General features: G+C 61.5%; 20 protein-coding genes. 6 read left to right on the top strand and 14 right to left on the bottom strand.

Translation table 11 applies throughout. From position 1 onward, the window contains the following. Nucleotides 1–54: 54 nt before the first annotated feature. The 6 genes from ACNAOT_RS03495 to ACNAOT_RS03470 are packed head-to-tail and all read left to right on the top strand — an operon-like array spanning nucleotide 55 to nucleotide 5,288. On the top strand, nucleotides 55–1,422 hold the full coding sequence (locus ACNAOT_RS03495) for an MFS transporter (protein ID WP_420180044.1): 1,368 nt from the start codon (nucleotides 55–57) through the stop codon (nucleotides 1,420–1,422). Then, entirely contained in the window at nucleotides 1,419–2,213 is a 795-nt protein-coding gene (locus ACNAOT_RS03490; protein WP_420180043.1) for a carbon-nitrogen family hydrolase, read from the top strand. Before ACNAOT_RS03495 ends, ACNAOT_RS03490 begins: the two co-directional genes overlap by 4 nt. Before the next feature lie 10 nt (nucleotides 2,214–2,223). Then, nucleotides 2,224–2,919, top strand: a complete 696-nt coding sequence (locus ACNAOT_RS03485) for a DUF2848 family protein (RefSeq protein WP_420180042.1) — start codon at nucleotides 2,224–2,226, stop codon at nucleotides 2,917–2,919. Further along, complete coding sequence (locus tag ACNAOT_RS03480; RefSeq protein ID WP_420180041.1) at nucleotides 2,916–4,403, top strand: 4-hydroxyphenylacetate 3-hydroxylase family protein; 1,488 nt, start codon at nucleotides 2,916–2,918, stop codon at nucleotides 4,401–4,403. Before ACNAOT_RS03485 ends, ACNAOT_RS03480 begins: the two co-directional genes overlap by 4 nt. 2 nt (nucleotides 4,404–4,405) lie before the next feature. Next, on the top strand, nucleotides 4,406–4,762 hold the full coding sequence (locus tag ACNAOT_RS03475) for a cupin domain-containing protein (protein WP_091465153.1): 357 nt from the start codon (nucleotides 4,406–4,408) through the stop codon (nucleotides 4,760–4,762). A 1-nt stretch (nucleotide 4,763) separates the two neighbouring features. Further along, nucleotides 4,764–5,288: a flavin reductase family protein gene (locus ACNAOT_RS03470; protein WP_420180040.1), complete on the top strand. Its 525-nt coding sequence runs from the start codon at nucleotides 4,764–4,766 to the stop codon at nucleotides 5,286–5,288. 123 nt (nucleotides 5,289–5,411) lie between these two features. Here the strand turns inward: ACNAOT_RS03470 and ACNAOT_RS03465 are convergent, their stop codons facing one another. The 14 genes from ACNAOT_RS03465 to ACNAOT_RS03400 all read right to left on the bottom strand — a co-directional run bounded on the left by ACNAOT_RS03465 (nucleotide 5,412) and on the right by ACNAOT_RS03400 (nucleotide 18,278). After that, nucleotides 5,412–5,732, bottom strand: coding sequence for a putative quinol monooxygenase (locus ACNAOT_RS03465; protein ID WP_364307710.1), 321 nt, complete (start codon nucleotides 5,730–5,732; stop codon nucleotides 5,412–5,414). Between the two features lie 117 nt (nucleotides 5,733–5,849). After that, nucleotides 5,850–6,743 carry a carbohydrate ABC transporter permease gene (locus tag ACNAOT_RS03460; RefSeq protein WP_091465147.1) on the bottom strand — a complete coding sequence of 298 codons (894 nt, stop codon included), beginning with the start codon at nucleotides 6,741–6,743 and terminating at the stop codon, nucleotides 5,850–5,852. Further along, nucleotides 6,743–7,759: a carbohydrate ABC transporter permease gene (locus ACNAOT_RS03455; RefSeq protein ID WP_420180039.1), complete on the bottom strand. Its 1,017-nt coding sequence runs from the start codon at nucleotides 7,757–7,759 to the stop codon at nucleotides 6,743–6,745. Before ACNAOT_RS03455 ends, ACNAOT_RS03460 begins: the two co-directional genes overlap by 1 nt. Nucleotides 7,760–7,764: 5 nt before the next feature. Next, nucleotides 7,765–9,174, bottom strand: coding sequence for an N-acetylglucosamine/diacetylchitobiose ABC transporter substrate-binding protein (gene ngcE, locus ACNAOT_RS03450; protein WP_091465145.1), 1,410 nt, complete (start codon nucleotides 9,172–9,174; stop codon nucleotides 7,765–7,767). A 176-nt stretch (nucleotides 9,175–9,350) separates the two neighbouring features. Then, nucleotides 9,351–9,977 carry a hypothetical protein gene (locus tag ACNAOT_RS03445; protein ID WP_420180038.1) on the bottom strand — a complete coding sequence of 209 codons (627 nt, stop codon included), beginning with the start codon at nucleotides 9,975–9,977 and terminating at the stop codon, nucleotides 9,351–9,353. Nucleotides 9,978–10,072: 95 nt separating this feature from the next. Further along, a complete protein-coding gene (locus tag ACNAOT_RS03440; protein ID WP_054808884.1) occupies nucleotides 10,073–10,483 on the bottom strand; it encodes an MmcQ/YjbR family DNA-binding protein in 411 nt (136 codons plus the stop codon). Nucleotides 10,484–10,531: 48 nt separating this feature from the next. Continuing rightward, nucleotides 10,532–11,338 carry a polysaccharide deacetylase family protein gene (locus ACNAOT_RS03435; RefSeq protein ID WP_420180037.1) on the bottom strand — a complete coding sequence of 269 codons (807 nt, stop codon included), beginning with the start codon at nucleotides 11,336–11,338 and terminating at the stop codon, nucleotides 10,532–10,534. 136 nt (nucleotides 11,339–11,474) lie between these two features. Beyond that, nucleotides 11,475–11,900 carry a CoA-binding protein gene (locus tag ACNAOT_RS03430; RefSeq protein WP_091465140.1) on the bottom strand — a complete coding sequence of 142 codons (426 nt, stop codon included), beginning with the start codon at nucleotides 11,898–11,900 and terminating at the stop codon, nucleotides 11,475–11,477. Between the two features lie 88 nt (nucleotides 11,901–11,988). After that, complete coding sequence (locus ACNAOT_RS03425; protein WP_420180036.1) at nucleotides 11,989–12,963, bottom strand: hypothetical protein; 975 nt, start codon at nucleotides 12,961–12,963, stop codon at nucleotides 11,989–11,991. Continuing rightward, entirely contained in the window at nucleotides 12,960–13,514 is a 555-nt protein-coding gene (locus ACNAOT_RS03420; protein ID WP_420180035.1) for an RNA polymerase sigma factor, read from the bottom strand. Before ACNAOT_RS03420 ends, ACNAOT_RS03425 begins: the two co-directional genes overlap by 4 nt. 364 nt (nucleotides 13,515–13,878) lie before the next feature. Continuing rightward, a complete protein-coding gene (locus ACNAOT_RS03415; protein WP_420180034.1) occupies nucleotides 13,879–15,249 on the bottom strand; it encodes an HNH endonuclease in 1,371 nt (456 codons plus the stop codon). Nucleotides 15,250–15,346: 97 nt separating this feature from the next. Beyond that, nucleotides 15,347–16,603, bottom strand: a complete 1,257-nt coding sequence (locus tag ACNAOT_RS03410; RefSeq protein ID WP_420180033.1) for an alpha-L-fucosidase — start codon at nucleotides 16,601–16,603, stop codon at nucleotides 15,347–15,349. Then, complete coding sequence (locus ACNAOT_RS03405; protein WP_091465132.1) at nucleotides 16,600–17,214, bottom strand: TetR/AcrR family transcriptional regulator; 615 nt, start codon at nucleotides 17,212–17,214, stop codon at nucleotides 16,600–16,602. The genes ACNAOT_RS03410 and ACNAOT_RS03405 overlap by 4 nt, the downstream gene beginning before the upstream one ends. After that, nucleotides 17,211–18,278 (bottom strand): saccharopine dehydrogenase, encoded by a 1,068-nt coding sequence (locus ACNAOT_RS03400; RefSeq protein ID WP_420180032.1) that lies wholly within the window; start codon nucleotides 18,276–18,278, stop codon nucleotides 17,211–17,213. Before ACNAOT_RS03400 ends, ACNAOT_RS03405 begins: the two co-directional genes overlap by 4 nt. Nucleotides 18,279–18,288 lie beyond the last annotated feature (10 nt).

The raw sequence follows: 18,288 nt of genomic DNA, 5'->3' as shown, positions 1-18,288 counted from the left end.
CTTCTTAGTGACACCGCTCACGCATCGGAATCTCCCCGCAAAAGGACCCCCACAATGACCGAATTGAAGAAAGCAGAACTGAGGCGACAGAAGCACTCCAGCCTGCCCGTCGTTGCTGCTTCGAGCCTCGCCGGCACCGCCGTCGAATGGTATGACTTCTTTCTCTACGGCACCGCGGCCGCGCTGGTATTCAACAAGCTCTATTTCCCCACCGACGATCCCATGGTTGGCACCATGCTTGCCTTGGGAACGTTCGCAGCCGGTTTCCTTGCCCGTCCCATCGGCGCAATAGTCCTGGGACACCTCGGCGACAAGCATGGTCGTCGAGCCACCTTGGTTGCCAGCCTGATGCTCATGGGCGTGGCTACAACCCTGATCGCCTTCATCCCCTCCTACGCTGCTATTGGTCTGGCAGCACCTCTGCTCCTCCTGCTGCTCCGCCTGATCCAAGGCTTTGCCCTCGGCGGTGAGTGGGGCGGTGCCGTCCTGCTGGTTTCCGAACACAGCAATGAGAGCACCCGGCGCGCTTTCTGGTCCTCCTGGCCAAACATGGGTCCGCCCCTGGGCAACCTGATGGCCGCCGGCGTCCTGGCCATCCTGGCCGCCACCATGCCGGAGAGCGAATTCCTGGCATGGGGCTGGCGCATTGCGTTCGGATTGTCCGCACTGCTGGTTGTCATTGGCCTCATCCTGAGGCTCTACGTGCAGGAAACCCCGCTGTTCAAGGAAGCACAGCGGAAGCGCGAAGCCGAAGGCAACAAGGAACGGAAGCTGCCACTGACCATCCTGTTCCGCCGCAACTGGCGTGAAATCCTCATCGCCACCGGCAGCCGGATGGGCGAAAACGCAGGCTTCTACATCTACTCGCTGTTCATCATCACTTACGTCACCCAGATCATGGGGCTGCAAAGGCAGACAGGCCTTACCGCCGTCATGATCGGCCAAGGCGTCGCCGTCGTCGCCATTCCCATCCTCGCCGTCTACGCAGACAAGGTGGGCCGCAAGCCAATCCTGATTGGTGCCTCGATCGCCACCATGGTGTGGGCCTTCGCGTTCTTCTTCCTGCTGAACACCGGCCAGGTGTGGGGCATCATTGCCGCCGCCGTGGGAGGGCTCCTGATCTTCGCGGCGTACAGCTCAGTGATCGGCGCGTTCTTCTCCGAGCTCTTCCCCACGGACGTCCGGTACAGCGGAACCTCAGTGTCCTACAACTTGGCATCACTGATCGCAGGTTCGTTGTCCCCGATCATCGCCCTGGCGCTCTACAGCGCTTTCGGCACCGGCTACGCGATCGGCATCTACCTCGCCGCCATGGGCCTGATCTCCATGGTCTCGGTGATGTTCGCCAAGGAAACCAAGGGCCTGAAGCTCAGCGATCTGGACAAAGACTTGACCCCAAGCCTGGAGAAGGGAAAAGCATGAAAATCGCACTCGTCCAGGTGTCCAGCCCTGACTCCGAAACCCGTGAGGAACGGATTGATCGCGTCGAGGCGATCCTTCGGGGCATCAACGGCGCAGAACTGATCGTGCTTCCTGAACTCTGGAGCGCCGGCTACTTTCACTTCGATGACTATGAGGCCCTCGCGGAAACATTGGACGGACCAACAGTCTCCATGTGCTCGCGGGTAGCGGCGGAGCTGGGTGTCTACCTTCACCTCGGCAGCGTCATCGAGGCCGGTGAGGACGGCCAGCTCAGCAACACCTCCATCCTGCTGGGGCCGGACGGCAAAGTGATCCACACGTACCGGAAGATCCACGTCTTCGGCTACAAGTCCAAGGAGGCCAGCCTGCTCACTGCCGGCTCCTCACTTCCCGTAGTCCCGCTGCCGTTCGGCGCCGTTGCCGGCATCACCTGTTACGACCTCCGCTTCCCCGGGTTGTGGATGGAGTTGAGCACCCGCGGCGCGGACATCGTGATCGTACCCGCGGCCTGGCCCGCTGCCAGGCGGGAACACTGGCGGTTGCTCACCACAGCCAGGGCACTGGAACACCAGATCTTCGTGATCGCCTGCAACGCTGCCGGTAACCAGGAAGGTGTGGACCTTGGTGGGCACAGCCGGGTGGTGGACCCGGGCGGCAATGTCATCGCCGAGGCAGGCTCAGACGAAACGGTGCTGATGGTGGACATCGATCCCCGTCAGGTCCAGTTAGTCCGCGAAGAGTTTCCCGTCATTGGCGATCGCCTACCCGCTTACAACACGTTGACTGTTTAGAGGAAACCCAATGCAAACACAGCAAACCACAAGGCAAGTCCCGCTCACCTTCAGGGTGGTGGGCACCGACCAGACAATCGTCATCACCGACTTCCATGCAGTAGTGGCCGGCTACACGGGCCGCGATCCTAAGGCAGTCCAGCATCACATCGATGAGCTCGCCGCAATCGGCGTGGCTCCCCCACCGGAGGTTCCCATGTTTTACCGGATGGACTCGGACCTGTTCGAGACCTCGGGTGAACATGACACCACCGAGAACCTGACGTCCGGCGAGATCGAGCCCCTCTACATCCGCCACGACGGAAAGTACTACCTCGGTATCGGCTCCGACCACACAGACCGGGACATCGAAGCCCGCGACATCGGCGACTCCAAGCGGGCATGCCCCAAGCCCGTCTCAAACGAGGTGATTGCCGTCGAATCACTGGAAGACCTGGATCTCGACGAATGCACCGCCCGTTCATGGGTTGATGGGGCCCTGTACCAGGAAGGTTCGCTGAGCGGCCTCCTCAAGCCGGCCGACGTCGTCGGGCGTCTTCTCGCACGAACCGACATCGGCGACGCTGATTTCATGTGCTTGGGAGGCACGCTTCCGCTGCTGAACGGGAAGTTCGTCGACGGAACTTCCTGGAAGTTGGAGCTCTCCTTCCCGAATGGGACCACCATTGAACATAACTACAAAATCAAGAAAGGCTCACTCCGATGAGAACCGGAAAGCAGTATTTGAAGTCCCTGAACGACGGCCGGACAGTGATCCTCGACGGCGAGGTAGTCGGCAACGTCCTGGAGCACCCGGCCTTCGCGAACGTTGCCCGGACCATGGCCGAGCTGTTCGATATCGCAGCCGATCCCGCCAACGGCATGCAGTTCCACTCGGATGAGATCAACGGTCCGGCCAACCGCACCTTCGCCGCCCCCCGCACGCAGGAAGAGCTGGTCCTTCGCCGCCAGGCAATCGAAAAGTGGGCCAAACACACCCATGGCTGGGTGGGCCGCAGCCCCGACCACGTCGGAACGTTCTTCGCCGCGTTCGGTTCCCATCCGGACGTCTTCAAGAACGACGAACGTGACTTTGCCGGCAACGTGGAGCGGTACTACAAGAAGATCCTCTCCGAGAACCTGTACCTCTCCTATGCGATCATTCCCCCGCAGGTTTCCCGCGCAACCACGGCGTCCGGTTGGGAAGGCGAATACCTGCAGGTCGGCGTCGTGCGTGAAACCGAGGAGGGCATCATTGTCCGAGGTTCGCAGATGCTCGCCACAGGCGCCGCCATTGCCGACGAAGTCTTTGTCACCTGCATCAAGCCCCTGGGCCCGGACGATGTTGACTTCGCGGTCAGCTTCGCCATCCCGGTGGCAACCGACGGACTGAAGCTGTACTGCCGCCGTCCGTTCGCGCCGGCTGCCACCAGCGAGTTCGACTACCCGCTGACCAGCCACTACGACGAGCCTGACGCCTTGGTTGTTTTCGACGACGTGCTCATTCCGTGGGACCGGGTGTTCATCAACCGGAACATCGAAACCCTGCGCCGCCAGTTCTTCGACACCGGCGCCCATGCCCTGGGCAACTGGCAAGCCCAGATCCGCTTCTCCACCAAGCTGAAGTTCATCGCCTCCGTTGCCCGCAAGGTCACGCAGGTCAACGGCACGGACAAGATCCCCGGCGTGCAGGAGAAGCTCGGCGAGCTCGCCGCCATTGTGCAGTCCGTTGAGTCAGCCGTCCTCGCCGCCGAATACACAGCAACCACGGACGACGCCGGCATGAGGGTTCCGGGCAAGAGCGCACTTTACGGGGCCATGGGCTTGCAGTCAGAGACCTACCCCCGCGTGATTTCCATCCTCCGCGACCTGGTAGGCGGCGGCGTCCTGCAGCTGCCGTCCAGCATCGCCGACATGACCAGCAGCGTGACCCGGCCGGACATGGAGCGCTACGTCCAGTCCCCGGGCGTCGTCAGCGAAGAACGCGTCAAGTTGTTCAAGCTTGCCTGGGACATCATCGGTTCCGAGTTCGCCGGCCGCCACCAGCAGTACGAAATGTTCTATGCCGGCGCTCCGTTCGTGGTCCGCGGTGCTTACACCTACAGGAACTACGGCTATGACGCTCTGGTTGCGGAGCTGGACACCTTCCTGGGTTCGTACAGCATCGAAAGCACAGTCAATGGGGCCGGCGACGGCATGGAAGGAGCCTAGCCATGGCAAAGCCTGAAGTGGAGTTCACACCTGTATCCTCGGTGGACTTCGCACCCTGCAACCCACACATTGAGGGCCTCTCCGAGGCCATTCTCGCCCGCGACTCGGACAACGATAGCGTCACGCGCATCCTGAAGTTCGAGCCCGGAACGGACACTTCCCCCAACGGAGTTCTGACTCACGATTTCTGGGAAGAGGTCTTCATTTTCGAAGGCTCGTTCGTTGACCAGCGCCTCGGCAAGACCTTCAAGGCCGGCGACTGGGCAACGCGGCCGCCCGGAATGGAGCACGGACCATGGGTTTCCGAAAACGGCGCCAAGATGTTCGAGGTCCGGTACTACGCGGAGCGGAGCAACTGACATGAGCCTGGCACCAGCCTTCACCATCCCCGACGCCATGGGGATGCGCCGCGCCATGGGCCGATTCCTCACCGGCGTCGCCGTGGTCACCACCCAGCACGAGGACGAGCAATACGGGATGACCATCAGCTCGCTGACCTCCATCAGCCTGGAACCGCCCATTCTGATGATCTCCCTGAACTTCGGTACCCGGACGGGCGAGGCCCTGATGGAGAGCGGTAAGTTCGCGGTATCCATCCTGGGCGCCAAGCAGGAGTCGGTGGCCCGGCGGTTCGCTGTCCGTGGCGGGGACCGCTTCGCTGAAGGAGACTTCGACGTCACAGACAGCGGGCTTCCGGTCATCAAGGGCGCCCTCGCCCAGGCCGATTGCACCGTGGTGCAGCAGTACGACGTCGGAGATCACCAGGTCTTCTTCGGCCAGGTCACCACGTGCCGGGACCGGGACGGCGAGGTGCTGGCGTTCAAAGCCGGCCGTTTCGGCTCGTTCAGCGACTTCGGCCATGCCGAGATTCCCTGGATGTTCTGAGTAGTAAGGGCGAGGGCCTGTGCCGCCACGACCTTCTTTGAATCACAACCGCCCCCGACACGCCTCTTTAAAGGTGTGTCGGGGGCGGTTTTGGTTCCAAAGTGGGTGGATGCGGTACAGCCGCTAGTCGATAGTCAGCTCGCCCATGCGGTCCCAGCCGCTGCCCTCGAACTGGCGGCTGATGATGTGGGGAGTCTCCACCAAGGCCTGCGGCATGTCCGCCATGGCCTTCTTGAAGTGCTCGCTGTTGACGTGGGCCTCAGCGGCATCATCCTGGAAGGCTTCCACCAGGACGAACTCGTTCGGGTTGTCCACACTGCGGGACCAGTCGAACCACAAGTTGCCGGGCTCTTCGCGGGTCGCCTTGGTGAAGTCGGCCACCAAGTCCAGCCAGCGCTCAGACCAATCGGGCTTGACGTTGAACTTGACCACAATAAAGATCACGGGCTGCTGCCTTTCGTTGCACTACAGAATCGTTCCATCTTTTCAGAGTCAACGCCCGACGGCGGCCCGCACCTTAAGGTGAGGACCGCCGTCGAAGGCTGTTTTAGCTTGCTTGTGTTACTTGGACGTGCCCTGCGAAACGGAACCCTGCAGCTGGCGCTGGAAGATCACGTAGACGATGAGCACCGGAATGACGGTGACACTGACGGCCGCGAACAGCGCGCCGTAGTCCACGGCGTAGCCCATCTGGCCGGCGAAGGCCGCGAGTTCCTGGGAGAGGACGCGGGGACCGGCTGCGTTGATGGACACCGGAATGAGGAACTGGTTCCAGAGGCCCAGGAAGTTGAAGATGGCAACCGAGGCGAGGCCCGGCTTGGCCATCGGCAGCATGACCTGGAAGAACGTCCGCCACTCCCCTGCTCCATCGAGGGCCGCTGCTTCAGTGATTTCGTGCGGCAGCGACTTGAAGAAGGAGAACAGGAAGAAAACGGTGAACGGAAGTGCGAAACCCACGTACACAAGGATCAGTCCCGGCAGGGTGTTCAGGAGGCCCATGTTCCTCAGGACGAAGAACAACGGCACCATGGCGAGGAAGATCGGGAAGGTCAGGCCCGCGAGCATCAGGTAGTAAATGGCCCGGCTGCCCCGGAAGGTGTAGCGCGCCAGAACGTAGGCGCACATGGCCCCGAGGACCATGACGATCACCAGTGCCACGGCCACCACCAGCACCGAGTTGAGGAAGGCAGATCCGATGCCTGCCTCGCTCCAGGCCTTGACGTAGTTATCCAGCTTCCATTCGCCCGGCAAGGCGAACGGCGAGGCGAAGATCTCGCTGGACGTCTTGAAGGAGGACATGAACGTCCACAGCAAAGGAAGAATGACGATGAGGGTCCAGATGGTCAGCGCTGTGTGCGAGACCGCTCCCACCACTTTGTCGCCCGTAGTGGTTGCCGGTGTCCGCGGCTGGAAGTGCAGTGACTTCATTTCCGGAGTTGAGACTTTGGTACTCATTACAGGCTCACATCCTTATCGCCGCCGGTGAGCCGGTTGACCAGGAAGACCAATCCGGAGAAGATCAGCGTGGCAACGGCCAGCACAACGCCCATGGCGCTGGCGAGGCCGAACTGTCCCTTGCTGAATGCGGTAAAGAACAGCTGCTGCGCCATGACCAGCGTGGAGTTGTCCGGCCCGCCGCCCGAGTTCAGTGCCGCCATGTAAACGAACGCGTCCAGAGCCAGGATGCCCATGTAAATGTAGGCCGTCTGGATGTTGTCGCGAATCAGAGGAATGGTGATGGACACTGCGGTGCGGAAGCGACCGGCACCATCGATCCTGGCGGCCTCGAAAAGCTCGGCAGGAATGCCCTTGATGCCAGCCACGAACAGGACCATGTAGAAGCCAACAAAGCCCCAGACAATCACGAACATGGTGGCGATCATTGCGGTGTTCTTGTCACCCAGCCAGGCAAAGTCCTTGAACTGGTCCATGCCCAGCCCTGTGAGGATGCCGTTAAGCAGGCCACCCGAGGGATCGTAGATCTGTCCCCACATGATGCCGATCGCGATCGCCGGAATCGTGTACGGGAAGAACGACACAACCCGGTAGAAGCTGGAGTTCCGCAGGCCCTTGATCTGGCCTTTGCTGCTGCCGCCAACCGTCACCAAAGATGCGAGCACCAGGCTCAGGATGATGGTGATGATGGGGAGGAAGATGACCAGGAGGATGTTGTTTCCCATGGCCTTCATGAAGATGTCGTCCGTGAAGATCTTGGTGTAGTTCTCCAGGCCGATGAAGTTCTGGTTGGGAGAGAAACCGGACCAGTCCGTCAACGAATAACCGAAGGCTTGCACGAAGGGCCAAATCACGAACAACAGGTAGATCGCCAGCGGCAGTCCGAGGAAGACCGCGAAGAAGCTGACCTTGTCCCATGTCAACGGTTTCCGCCGCCGCTTGACCAGTTGCTGCGGAGCCGGCGCCGAAACGACGGCGGCCAGGCCGTCGTCGCTCCGGCTCTGCTGAGTTTTCACTGAAGTCACTTCACTTCGATCTTCTTGACCGAGCTGTCGTTACGGACCTTGTCGGAGATGTTCTGCAGTGCGGAAGTGAGGGTTGCGACGTCCGACTTGCCGTCAAGGAAGCTGTTCCAGACCACCAGTTGGTCCTTGTTGGTTCCGTAGAGGTCAATGAAGTTCCAGGTGAAGATGTCCTCGCCGGCGTCAGCGAGCAACTTGGTCTGCGAGACCAGTGCCGTGGAACCGAAGCCGTCGGCCGGGACCGTGTCCTTGACGATGGTGGGGGCCAGTTTGGTCTTGGCGAAGTTGGTTGCAGCCTCCTTGGACAGCATGATGCGGAGCAATTCCTTGCCACCGGCAGCGTTCTTGCCCTGCGAGGGAACAATGAACGGCTCGCCCGCAGCGCTGTGGAGGGACGTGTAAGGCAGCTTGGAGCCTGTAGTAACCGTGGGCACGGGCGCGCCCATCATGTTGAAGCCGGCCTTGGTCTGGTCCTTCATTTCGTTTTCAATCCAGGAACCTGACGGGTAGAACACGGCCTCCTGGGCGTTGGTCCACTGAGCCTGAGCTGCCGTGAACTGGGTGCCGGAGCCACCGGGCTTGAAGAAGCCGGCCTTCACGATCTTGTCCAGCGCAGTGAAAACGGACTGGATAGCCGGGTGGGACCACGAGTCAGCAGTGAGGTTCTCCAAGCCGATGCGGACTTCGTCGCCGCCTTCCTTGACGGCGGACGCGATCGCCATTTCCTGGTAGTACGTGGCAGCTTCCTTGCCCCATACGAACAGGTACTTGCCCTTGGCCTTGGCCTGCTCGCCCAGGGTGTACATCTCATCCCAGGTCTTTGGCAGGGTCCAGCCGTTTTCCTTGAGGAGGGAATCCGAGTACCACATGGCGAACACGGTGAGCACATAGTTCAGGGCAGCAAGCTTGCCATCGAAAGTACCTGGAGCCAGTACGCCGGTGTACAGGGTGTCCTTGATGACCTTGCCTTCGAGGTTCTTTGCCTCCACAAGGGGGGTAAGGTCTTCGAGCTGGGCCAGGATGGTGCTGAAGCCGATGGCTTTTGCACCGGAGTTGTCGATCAGGTCCGGCGGGTTGCCACCGACGAACCGCGGCTGGAGCTCCTGGGCGATATCGGTGGACGGGGCGATCTTGGCGGTGGAGCCCTCGTGCGTCTTTTCGAAGATCTTGCCGGCGAACTCGACATAGTCGATACCGTAGCCGCCTTTGAAGATCACGGCGTCGAGGGTTGCCTTCTCCGCCATGCCAAACGGGTTGGTGTCCGAAACAGTGCCGGTGGGGCCGGTGGTAGTGCCGCCGCCACCTGCGGCACAGGAAGCAATGGTTCCACCCATGGGCACGAGCACGGCTGCTGCGAGTGCTCCGCGCAGGAATCCACGGCGTCCGACGGACTGGTGCTGAACGTTCATTTCTAAACCCTCCAGTGACTCGTAGTGTCGACTGTTGCGGCGGGAAAGCCGTTCAGTCAGACAGTCTGGGTAGGCGCTCTGGCAGCACCAACCTTCTGTGACATAATTCACCACGAATGATCGAAAATCAATCTTTCTTGGCAGTTTCGATCAACATTTGTCAAAGCGTGATCTTTCTATGGGCCTTCCGCGAGGGCTTTTCCGCACTCCGCGATTGCCTGCCGTGCCATGGCCCTCTGCCGCTCAGTTCCCAGTCGTTCCGCCCTTTGTTCGGCCAATTGGAACTCCACCAGGGCTTCGGTGAGCCGGTTTTTACCCTGCAGAAACGCACCAAGGCTTGCGTGCAAAGCAATCATCCAATGCTTGGTTCGCTCATCATGGGCTGTGGACGCATATTCAAGGGCGCTACGCATCCACACTTCGGCGTTGGCAGCATCTGCGATGGAGAGCATGTGCAGGGCATCGACAGCCAGGAATTCCTCACCAAGATGGTCCGCCAACTCCGCCGCCTGCTCCAAGAGAGGCACAGCCATGGCGGCCCGCCCGTCGGAGTTAAGAGCCCGACCGCGCTCAAGGAGGATCCGCACACCAACAGTTGGCTCGTCGTCGTCAATTTCGTCCAGGAGGGCATCGGCCTCTTCAAACCGGCCCTGCAAACCAATGGCCCGCCCAAGCTGGGTTGCCAACTCAGCGCGCTCGTCGGCGTCGTACATTTCCTCGACCATCGCGGCGCGGAACGCTGCCTCGGAAGATGCAGGATCGCGAAAGTTCCATAGGTGGTCCAGTGTCTTCTGATCCAGCATCAAACCGCTCCTGACCAGCCAGTGACTGAGGTCTTTAGGTATGCAGTATCAATCTAGTCCCATGTCAGCGCCGTGGGGAGGGGTTTGCGGGCGTGTCAGTTGCCCTGTGGTTTTGCGAGCCTGGCCCAGCCAAGTTGTTCCTGTTGCTTGCGGCTCAGCGTCGCCACCACCAGGTCATACGAGTCCTCCACCATGTCCCGGATCATGTCATCCGGCAGGGCGCCGTCCAGGCGGACACCGTTCCAGTGCGTCTTGTTCATATGCCAGGCACCGGTGATTTCAGGGTTTGCTGCCCGGAGTTGTTCAGCCAACGCTGGCTCGCATTTAAGGCTCACGGACCAGTTGTCCGGATCCATGGTGGACAACGCGAACATTTTGGCCTCCTGACGCGAACCACCCGCGACGGCGGAACGCACCTTGAACACGGAGGTCTCGGGACCGAACGGGAAGTCTTCGAACGCGCCGGGAAAGCCAAGGCAAATCGAGCGGAGGGTGGAAACATCCATGGGGAGAGCCTACTGGCGCTCCGGGCGGCGGCCTATGTTGATGCCCGCCTACGCCACGCCCAGGAAGTCCTCCAGCAGCACCACTTCAAGTCCCGCCGCCAACTGGGCAGCGCGGAAAGCAGCGAGGTCAGCTGCGAACTCAGCCCGGAAATGCATGAGCACAATGTCACCGGGACGCAGCGAGTTGCCCACCTGGTAGTCCATCTTTCCGGCGTTCGCCTTCGCCTCCCACGTAACGATTGCCTTCATTCCTGCATCAGCAACGGCCTGTCGCATCACGTTGGAGTAGGCGCCTCCCGGGGGCCGAAAAAGCGTAGGACGGCGGCCGTAGTGCTGGAGCGCGTACTCCTGCATTCCCACCATGTCGTTCAATTGCTGCTGATAGCCCCACTGCCTCACCATGTTGATGTTGTGAGTGACCGTGTGGTTCTCGATCAGGCTGCCCTGGGCTTTGAACGCGTTAAAGAAAGCCGGGTGGTCCGCGATGGTGTCCTTGGTGAGGAACAGCGACGACGGATAGTCGTACTCCGCCAGGAGCTTGATCGACTCCGGCGTTTTGATGTTGCCGTCATCAATGGTCAGGAAGACCACCGGATGCTTGGTCTCGATTTTGGTGATCACCGGAGCCAGCCCACCAACGATCGGCGGCAGCTGGCAATCCGGGATAAACGTGCGGCGGATGCGTTTGGTGGCCGTCGGCGTGGGAGTTGGAGAAGCGGACGACGTCGGAACCTCGCCTCCGACTGCCAGCGCACCGTTCGCCCCCGGCACCTCGGGCGATACAGCAGCGCCACTGGGCGTCAGCGCCGGCGTCGAACTTTCAGCGGCAGTGCACGCCGTCAATCCGGCCACCACGGAAGCGCCTAAAACACTGAAGACGGCCCGTCTGCTGGGCGTGGAAACAGGCACCGCAGAATGGCCACCGAACATGGTTGTCCCCCAAGACTCAAGAAATGATTCAGCTGCAATCTAGCAGAGGAATGTGTCCGAATCACAGGCCGTAATGCCAGCCTTCACGTGCCGGGCAGGAGTTGACCACCACGTCGAGTCCGGCCTCACGTGCACGCTGCACGGCGTCGTCGTCAAAGACGCCGAGCTGGAGCCAAACAGCCTTTGCGCCGATCGCAATCGCCTGGTCAATCACTGCGCCCACGCGTTGGGAGTTCACGAAGCAGTCAACAACATCGATGGGGTGCCTGGCCTCGGGGATGTCCGCGAGGGTTTCATACCCTTTTTCGCCGTGCACGTCCTCGCCCTTGAGGTTGATGGGGATGATCTCCATCCCCATGGTGTCCCGGACGTACAGCGAGACGTCATGCGCGGAGCGCCACGGGTTGGTGCTGAGGCCAACGATGGCCCAAGTGCCTTTTGTTCGCATCAACCGCTCGACGACGGCCGGATCGTTGACATGCATCATGACCCAAGCCTACTCCCGGCCTTCTACGAGCAGCTTTGCCGAATATCCTGCACGTTAGGCATGGTTTCCTTAGTCGGCCGGTCCCTTCCTAGCGTCGGTCGCCGTGCTTAAGCCACTGCTTCCACTTGTCCGCAGCTGTCTTTAACTGTTTGTCGGTCAGTTGCTTGCCCGTCAGTTGCTTGCCCAGACCGGGAGGCACGTGTCCGGGCTTGATGGCGTCCGAACCCGGCAAAGCAGGCGTCGGCTTCCCGGCACCTTGCAGTGAAGCATCAGGCTTAGCGGATTGCTGCTTCTCCGCCTTGATCGGGGCGGGCTTTGTCTGCAGGTTCGGCGCGGCACTGCCCGGCGCGGAGCCACCCGGCGCGGAGCCACCCGGCGCAGAGTTGCCCGGCGCAGAGTTGCCCGGAGTGGAGCCGCTCTGCGTGGCACTGCCCGGCGTGGAGCCGCTCTGTGCGGGGCCGGCCGCTTCGGGTGCTTTGGGGGCAGCGGCGGGAGCGGGGACGGGAAGCACATCCTGTGCCTGTGCCTGTGCCTGTGCCTGTGCGGGAGTTTGGGTAGGTTCAACGCGGCTTGGCACGGGTATGGATGAAGCGGTTGGGATCGGTGGAACAGCTGCAGGATCCACGACAGGAGCGGGTTCCGTGCTAACGCGCGGGGCGTCGGGAATCGGAAATACCGGTGCGGCGGCCACTGGCTGAGGCCGGACGTTGCCCAGAAGTTCATCAACGAAGGAAGGGTTCCGGGTGAAGCCGGAACTGGCAGCGGCAACACCGCTGACGCCTAGGCCCATCGCTGCCACCACGGCTACGCTCACTACCGCCGTGCGGTGTTTGTGCCTCCAGCGACGTTTGGAGACTTCATCGTGCGGACCAGCCAGCATGGCGGAAAGCTCCGCACTCGGAGTTGGGGCTGCAAGGTTGGCGAAGGAACTCAATGAGAGGAGCGCCTGCCGGACGCCGGACGTGGCATCAGCATCAGCATCAGCATCAGTGGCAATGACAGCATCGGCGTCGAGTAGCAGCTCGTCCACGATTGCTTCGCGTTCACTATCCCTGTATGTCATGGCGACACGTATTCCTTTACTGCCGAGTGCTCACGGAGCGTAATAAGTGCCCGCCGCTGCAGTTGTTTTACTGCCCCGGCGGATTTCCCCATGATGTCGGCAACCTGTTCAACGGTCAGGCCTGCCACGATTCGAAGCGTCAAGACCTCCCGCTGGTCGTCACCAAGGTAGTCCAGAAGCCTCATGACCTCTTTGGGCGCCAAAAGACCCATGGCTTCCGCCTCCGCGGAACTCACTTCCCGAGTATCCCGTTCCGGCTCAAACTCGTGGTGTTCCGGTGCCCGGCTTTGCTTCCGATGCTCATCCACCATGCGGGCATGAGCCACCGAGAAGATGAAGGTCCGGAGGCCGTGAATCCCGCCGCTGATGTCATCCAGTCGGGGCAGAACTGCCAAGAACACGTCCTGGGTGATTGCTTCCGGGTCTTGCACACCTTTGGCCGTCAGATAGCCGAGAACCTGGCCGGCATAAGTCTGGTAGACGGCGCCGAACAGTTCCGCGTTATTGTCCTTGAGTGCATGTAGCGCTTCATCGGTCAATGCGTCGGTCACAGAATGAGGCTTTCGATCGGCGGCAGGTCCGTTACTTGGGCCTGGACATCCGCCTTGTCACCAACGGACGACCCCACCAAGGGTAACTGCTCTCCGCGCCTTTCCGTGGAAGGACCCGCTATCCCGACCAACTCCCCGGCCAACTCGCCGGAGGCCAAACTTTCCTAGACCTCCCCGGAGATCAAACTCTCCCGAAACAAGGAAGAACCGAGCTGGAACATGATGGGGGACAAATTCCAGCTCGGCCCTTTCAATGACGTAATCGTCGCGGCACCCCAAAGGGTTACGCGGGCTACGAACTTTTTTCAGAAGTTTATTGCAGGCGCATTGAGGTGGGCAGCACTAGGACATCTGCGGCGGATGTCTATGTTCTGGAGGGGCGGTGTCCGGGTAAGGGTGGGGCTTTCGATTGATAGCTGTGTCCGGTGGGGGTGCTGATTTCCAGGGTGTGCGTACCCCCGTGCACGCCGGCATGGACGGTTTTGCTGGTCCAGCCGGGGTTTTCCTTGGTGTGGTTGCACGCCTCGCATAGACCTGCACCGTTGGCGAGGTTCGTTTTCCCTCCGGAACGCCAAGGAACCACATGGTCGATATGCCGGATGGGCGCATCGCAGTACGGCATCCGGCAGGTATCGTCGCGGGTTTCAATGAAGCGCCGAAGCGTCGTCGGGAAGAGCCGGGCTTTGGAGTCCATGCTCAGGAGCTCACCCGTGGCTGGTGCGGTGTAGAGCCGGCGAAGCCAGACAGTGAGCTCTGTATCCGTCGTTGTCGCGTGGACCTGGCCGGCTTGCCCCGAACCGACTATTTCCCTTCCCCATTCGGCGGGGACGATTCCGTAGCCCTTGAGCCGGGCTGGTTCGCTGTCGCCCTGGAACAGGGTGCGGTCGGTCATGACGAGGTCCAGGTTGATCCCTGAAATCCCGCCAGGTGTACCGGTGACGCGCTCGACCAAGGTATCGGCCATGACCTGACCACGGGTCGGGACAACACCAGAGCCCGCATCCCCGCTGGAACGGGCCGAATCAGCAGCCTGGCAAAGAGCCGCGTAAACCGCCACCCCCTGCGCCACAGGAAGCAGGGCGGTCAGGTACGTCATGGTGTCCGGCGCCGGGCGCAGGCTCACCATCCGCTCGGCTGCGGCACGGCTGGCACGCCCGACCACCGACCGCGGATCCCGCCCATACGCAGCAGCCTTCGCCGCCGCAACAATCGCCTTATCGCCCTTCCCCTCAAAAGTCCCGGTATCGGCAGCGAGTTCCTCATCCACCGCGCACCGGTCCTCAACAGACAAACACGCGGTCTCTTTCACCAGCAGCGTGGCCCGCCACTCATTCAACTGCCCCGACTTCAAAGCCGCCAACGTCCGCGGCATCTCCAGCACAAGGGCCTTCGCCAAACCCAGCAACCGGGACCCACGATTCGGCGACTCCCGCCGGGCCAACGCCACCTGAGCACCCACCCCACTGCCACGCTCCGAAACAGGAACACCCGCCTCGGCCTGCTCTGCACGCTGGGCAAGATCAAAAGCCACAGCAACCCGCGCCTGCAAAGCCGTGATAGCCGACTTCATCTCCTCCAAAACCCGCAACTGCTCAATCAAGTCCCCACTCACAGAGCCGGACTGAACCGCGCCAGTGCTGACTGGAACCGCGCCGCGCTGAACAGCATCCGCAACCACGGGAGCGCGCCCAAGCGCCACTATCGCGCCCGCCTGCCTATCCCCAATCCGCTCCATGCCCTAACTCTGGCAGCAGCCACCGACATTATTAGCTCCCGGCAACCGGTCACAGCAATTCGGGGGTACAGGTCGGCGTACAGAAGGGAACGGAGAACTATTCCGGCGCGTCCGTTGGGGCTTCGTAGCCTTCGGGGATGGCTGGGACTCCAGCCTCCAAAGCGCCTCCATAAACCCGTGCGGAGACCAGGCGTCCGCCGTTACCCGATACCTTCACATGCAACTCCGATGCAGTAATAGCCGGCAGCTGATGGATCCGCCGGTTCCCCACAGTCATCGCGTCCAGAAGGTCGGCTCCATCATTGGACACCATATGACGGGTAATTCGCTGTCCGGAATGTAAGTCCTCCACCAGCTCCAGATGGTTGAACGTGACGGGAGCCGGAAACCTCAGGGTCGCTCCGCCGTCGTGATTTTCAACCGACGCTTCCACAGCACCGGAGAGACGACGATCCCGTTCAGCCTTCCACTCCTTGAGCCTCGCGGAATCCTCGTCCGGAATGAGTCCACGGGTATCGGGAGGCAGGTTCAGGAGGAGGTTCGCACCCATTCCCACCGATTGGTAATAGATGGCGAGCAGGTGCTCCACGGATTTCGGTTCGTCGTCCGGATGCCAGAACCAGCCCCGACGGATGGAGACATCGCATTCCGGCGGCAAGTAGTGTCCGGCATGCAGCCCGGAGCTGGAGTCCGTGTACTGGGTGTCGGATGTGCGGTCCACGACGTAGTCCACGGGATCAGACGCCAGTCCGTTCTCGTTACCTACCCAGCGAATGGTGGGCTGGCCCATGTTGAAGATCATGGCGTGGGGCTGGTGTTCCTTAACTACAGCGATGATCCGGGCCCAGTCATACTCACGACCCACCGAGCCTGCGCCGTCGAACCACAACTCCATGAGCGGACCGTAGCCCGTGCAGAGTTCCGTGAGTTGCTGGACGTAGAAATCGTCGTAGGCGGCGGGGTCGCCATAACAATCAGCGTTCCGGTCCCATGGGGACAGGTAGAGACCCAGACCGATCCCCTGCTCCGCACAGGCGTCCGCCACTTCGCGGACGACGTCCCCTTCCCCGGCGCGCCACGGCGAGGACGTAACTGAATAGTCAGTGGTTGCCGTCGGCCAAAGACAGAATCCGTCGTGGTGCTTGGCGGTCAGGATCAGGTACCTCGCACCTGCCTCTTTCGCCGTGCGAACCCAGGTGCCGGCGTCGAGTTCCGTCGGGTTAAAATCCGACGCCGGAACGGTGCCGTCGCTCCACTCCTTGCCGGCAAAGGTGTTGATGCCAAAGTGGATGAAGACGCCGAACTCCAGCTGCTGCCAGCGGAGTTGGGCCGGAGTGGGCACAAGATGAGTCACTGGGCGGGTTCCTGTCCGTGGATCAACCATTGTGCCGTGCGGATGATGGCTTCGTCACCGGGCTCAGTTCGTAAGCCCGCGATGTCCGAGCGTGTCACAGCCGCCCCCTCGAAGAGGCTCACGATCGCGGAAGCGACACCGTGAAGTTCCGGCTCCGGTAAGTCCGGCCTCCCCCGCCGCACAACGCCGCCCACATGAGCCGCATACTGCGCATAGAAACTCCTCAACGCATTCGCCGCCTGCTGATCCGCGGAGGCCAAGGCCCAGATCTCCAGGTGCATCTTCACGTCCTCAAGGGCGGAGTGTTCGTGCAGCAGTGCCGTCAGAAGCCGACGCGAATCATCCCGGGTCAGGCCTTCCACCGAGCTTGCACCAAGGTCGAGCCCGGCCTCCTCCGCGAGCCGCTGCAATGAGTTCTCCAGGCTTCGCTCAAGGACCGCCCGGATCAGGTCTGCCCGCGTAGGGAAGTAATGCTGCAAGTGCCCGATCCGTACCCCGGCAGCTGTGGCGAAGTCCCGCATTGCCGCGTTGGCATTGCCCTTGGTGACCAGAACTTCTTCCGCAGCGTCAAGGAGCGCCGCCTTTCGCAGGGCGCCCTTGCTTTCGGTCATGACCTCAATATTGTCACACCGTGTGATTCAAGTTCCGCGAGCCGGGACACAGGATCCGGTGCGGATTCGGGGAACGAAACGCCGGCCCTCGCGCCCTTTGCAAGCACTGTGTGCAGACCCAGCAACCCACCCAGCGCGGTCAAATGCGCCTGGCCTTGCGGATCGGAAATAACCGCAGTTCGTGTTCCGGCCGGACCTTTCACATCTATGCGTATATGTGCCGTTCCGCCTGAGCCGGGCGAATACAGCAACGAGCGACGCAGCGGCGCCCACCGTTCCCCGCTACCCCAGCGGAACAGTCCCACCGCACGCGCGGCGAGCAACGCCGTCGTGGATGTATTGGAACTGAACCCAATCCGGGTTGCCACCGATCCCGCACCGATAGTCAGTGGCAACGTGAACTGTTCAGGTGTGTCGAGCCGCGCCACCTTGGTTCGGTGCCCGGCAATGTCCACCCAGCGCGCGTCAGTCAGGGGGCGTACGACGGCGGCCTGACCGCCTTTGCGTACTTCATAGTCCAGTCCCAGCCGGTCCATGAAGTCCACCGAATCGGCTCCTGCCTGATCGTTGATGTCGTAACGGATTGCGACGTCGATCTGGTCCCCGCCGCCTGCATCCTGGGCCAAGGCTGCTGCGACGATGTTGGTGACCCCGCCCATCCAACCCGAACTCAGCAGTACAGGAGCGGTTGGCCGCAGGAGGGTGGCCTGGGTGAGTGCCCGGGTAACGCGGCTGGTCCAACGGGTGACGTCAACATACGGAATCCCGGCGCCGACGGCAGCGCGGAGCACCCTGTCATCGGGGTCATTGACGGTGCTGATGACTGCCCGGACCTTGGCGGCAAACGGCTCCGCCTGTTTGAGGTCCCACTTCTGCACTGTCACTTTTTGTTGCTCACCGGGAACGTTGCTGCTGATCAAATGGCTGCCGCGATCAGGGTTCCTCCCCGTCAGCAGCAGGGGCCATTCGGCTGCTGCGAGTCGGGTTAGCGCTGTTCCGACGGTGCCGTAGCCGCCGGCGATCAGCACGGGGCCAGTTGTATCGAGTTCGAGGAAGTCGTTCATGAAATCATTC

It is taken from the genome of Paenarthrobacter sp. TA1.8 (assembly GCF_048595705.1).
Classification (GTDB): domain Bacteria; phylum Actinomycetota; class Actinomycetes; order Actinomycetales; family Micrococcaceae; genus Arthrobacter; species Arthrobacter nitroguajacolicus.
Note: the sequence above shows the minus strand (reverse complement) of the source record. Positions and strands in the feature narration are given on the sequence as shown.

What these genes read in the sequence shown, in the direction of transcription:
- ACNAOT_RS03430 (WP_091465140.1), bottom strand. Translation starts at nt 11,900, where the DNA reads ATGATGCATGTCAACGATCCGGCCGTCGTCGAGCGGTTGATGCGAACA.
- ACNAOT_RS03485 (WP_420180042.1), top strand. Translation starts at nt 2,224, where the DNA reads ATGCAAACACAGCAAACCACAAGGCAAGTCCCGCTCACCTTCAGGGTG.
- ACNAOT_RS03400 (WP_420180032.1), bottom strand. Translation starts at nt 18,278, where the DNA reads ATGAACGACTTCCTCGAACTCGATACAACTGGCCCCGTGCTGATCGCC.
- ACNAOT_RS03405 (WP_091465132.1), bottom strand. Translation starts at nt 17,214, where the DNA reads ATGACCGAAAGCAAGGGCGCCCTGCGAAAGGCGGCGCTCCTTGACGCT.
- ACNAOT_RS03480 (WP_420180041.1), top strand. Translation starts at nt 2,916, where the DNA reads ATGAGAACCGGAAAGCAGTATTTGAAGTCCCTGAACGACGGCCGGACA.
- ACNAOT_RS03495 (WP_420180044.1), top strand. Translation starts at nt 55, where the DNA reads ATGACCGAATTGAAGAAAGCAGAACTGAGGCGACAGAAGCACTCCAGC.
- ngcE (WP_091465145.1), bottom strand. Translation starts at nt 9,174, where the DNA reads ATGAACGTTCAGCACCAGTCCGTCGGACGCCGTGGATTCCTGCGCGGA.
- ACNAOT_RS03470 (WP_420180040.1), top strand. Translation starts at nt 4,764, where the DNA reads ATGAGCCTGGCACCAGCCTTCACCATCCCCGACGCCATGGGGATGCGC.
- ACNAOT_RS03445 (WP_420180038.1), bottom strand. Translation starts at nt 9,977, where the DNA reads ATGCTGGATCAGAAGACACTGGACCACCTATGGAACTTTCGCGATCCT.
- ACNAOT_RS03440 (WP_054808884.1), bottom strand. Translation starts at nt 10,483, where the DNA reads ATGGATGTTTCCACCCTCCGCTCGATTTGCCTTGGCTTTCCCGGCGCG.
- ACNAOT_RS03425 (WP_420180036.1), bottom strand. Translation starts at nt 12,963, where the DNA reads ATGACATACAGGGATAGTGAACGCGAAGCAATCGTGGACGAGCTGCTA.
- ACNAOT_RS03460 (WP_091465147.1), bottom strand. Translation starts at nt 6,743, where the DNA reads ATGAGTACCAAAGTCTCAACTCCGGAAATGAAGTCACTGCACTTCCAG.
- ACNAOT_RS03475 (WP_091465153.1), top strand. Translation starts at nt 4,406, where the DNA reads ATGGCAAAGCCTGAAGTGGAGTTCACACCTGTATCCTCGGTGGACTTC.
- ACNAOT_RS03415 (WP_420180034.1), bottom strand. Translation starts at nt 15,249, where the DNA reads ATGGAGCGGATTGGGGATAGGCAGGCGGGCGCGATAGTGGCGCTTGGG.
- ACNAOT_RS03490 (WP_420180043.1), top strand. Translation starts at nt 1,419, where the DNA reads ATGAAAATCGCACTCGTCCAGGTGTCCAGCCCTGACTCCGAAACCCGT.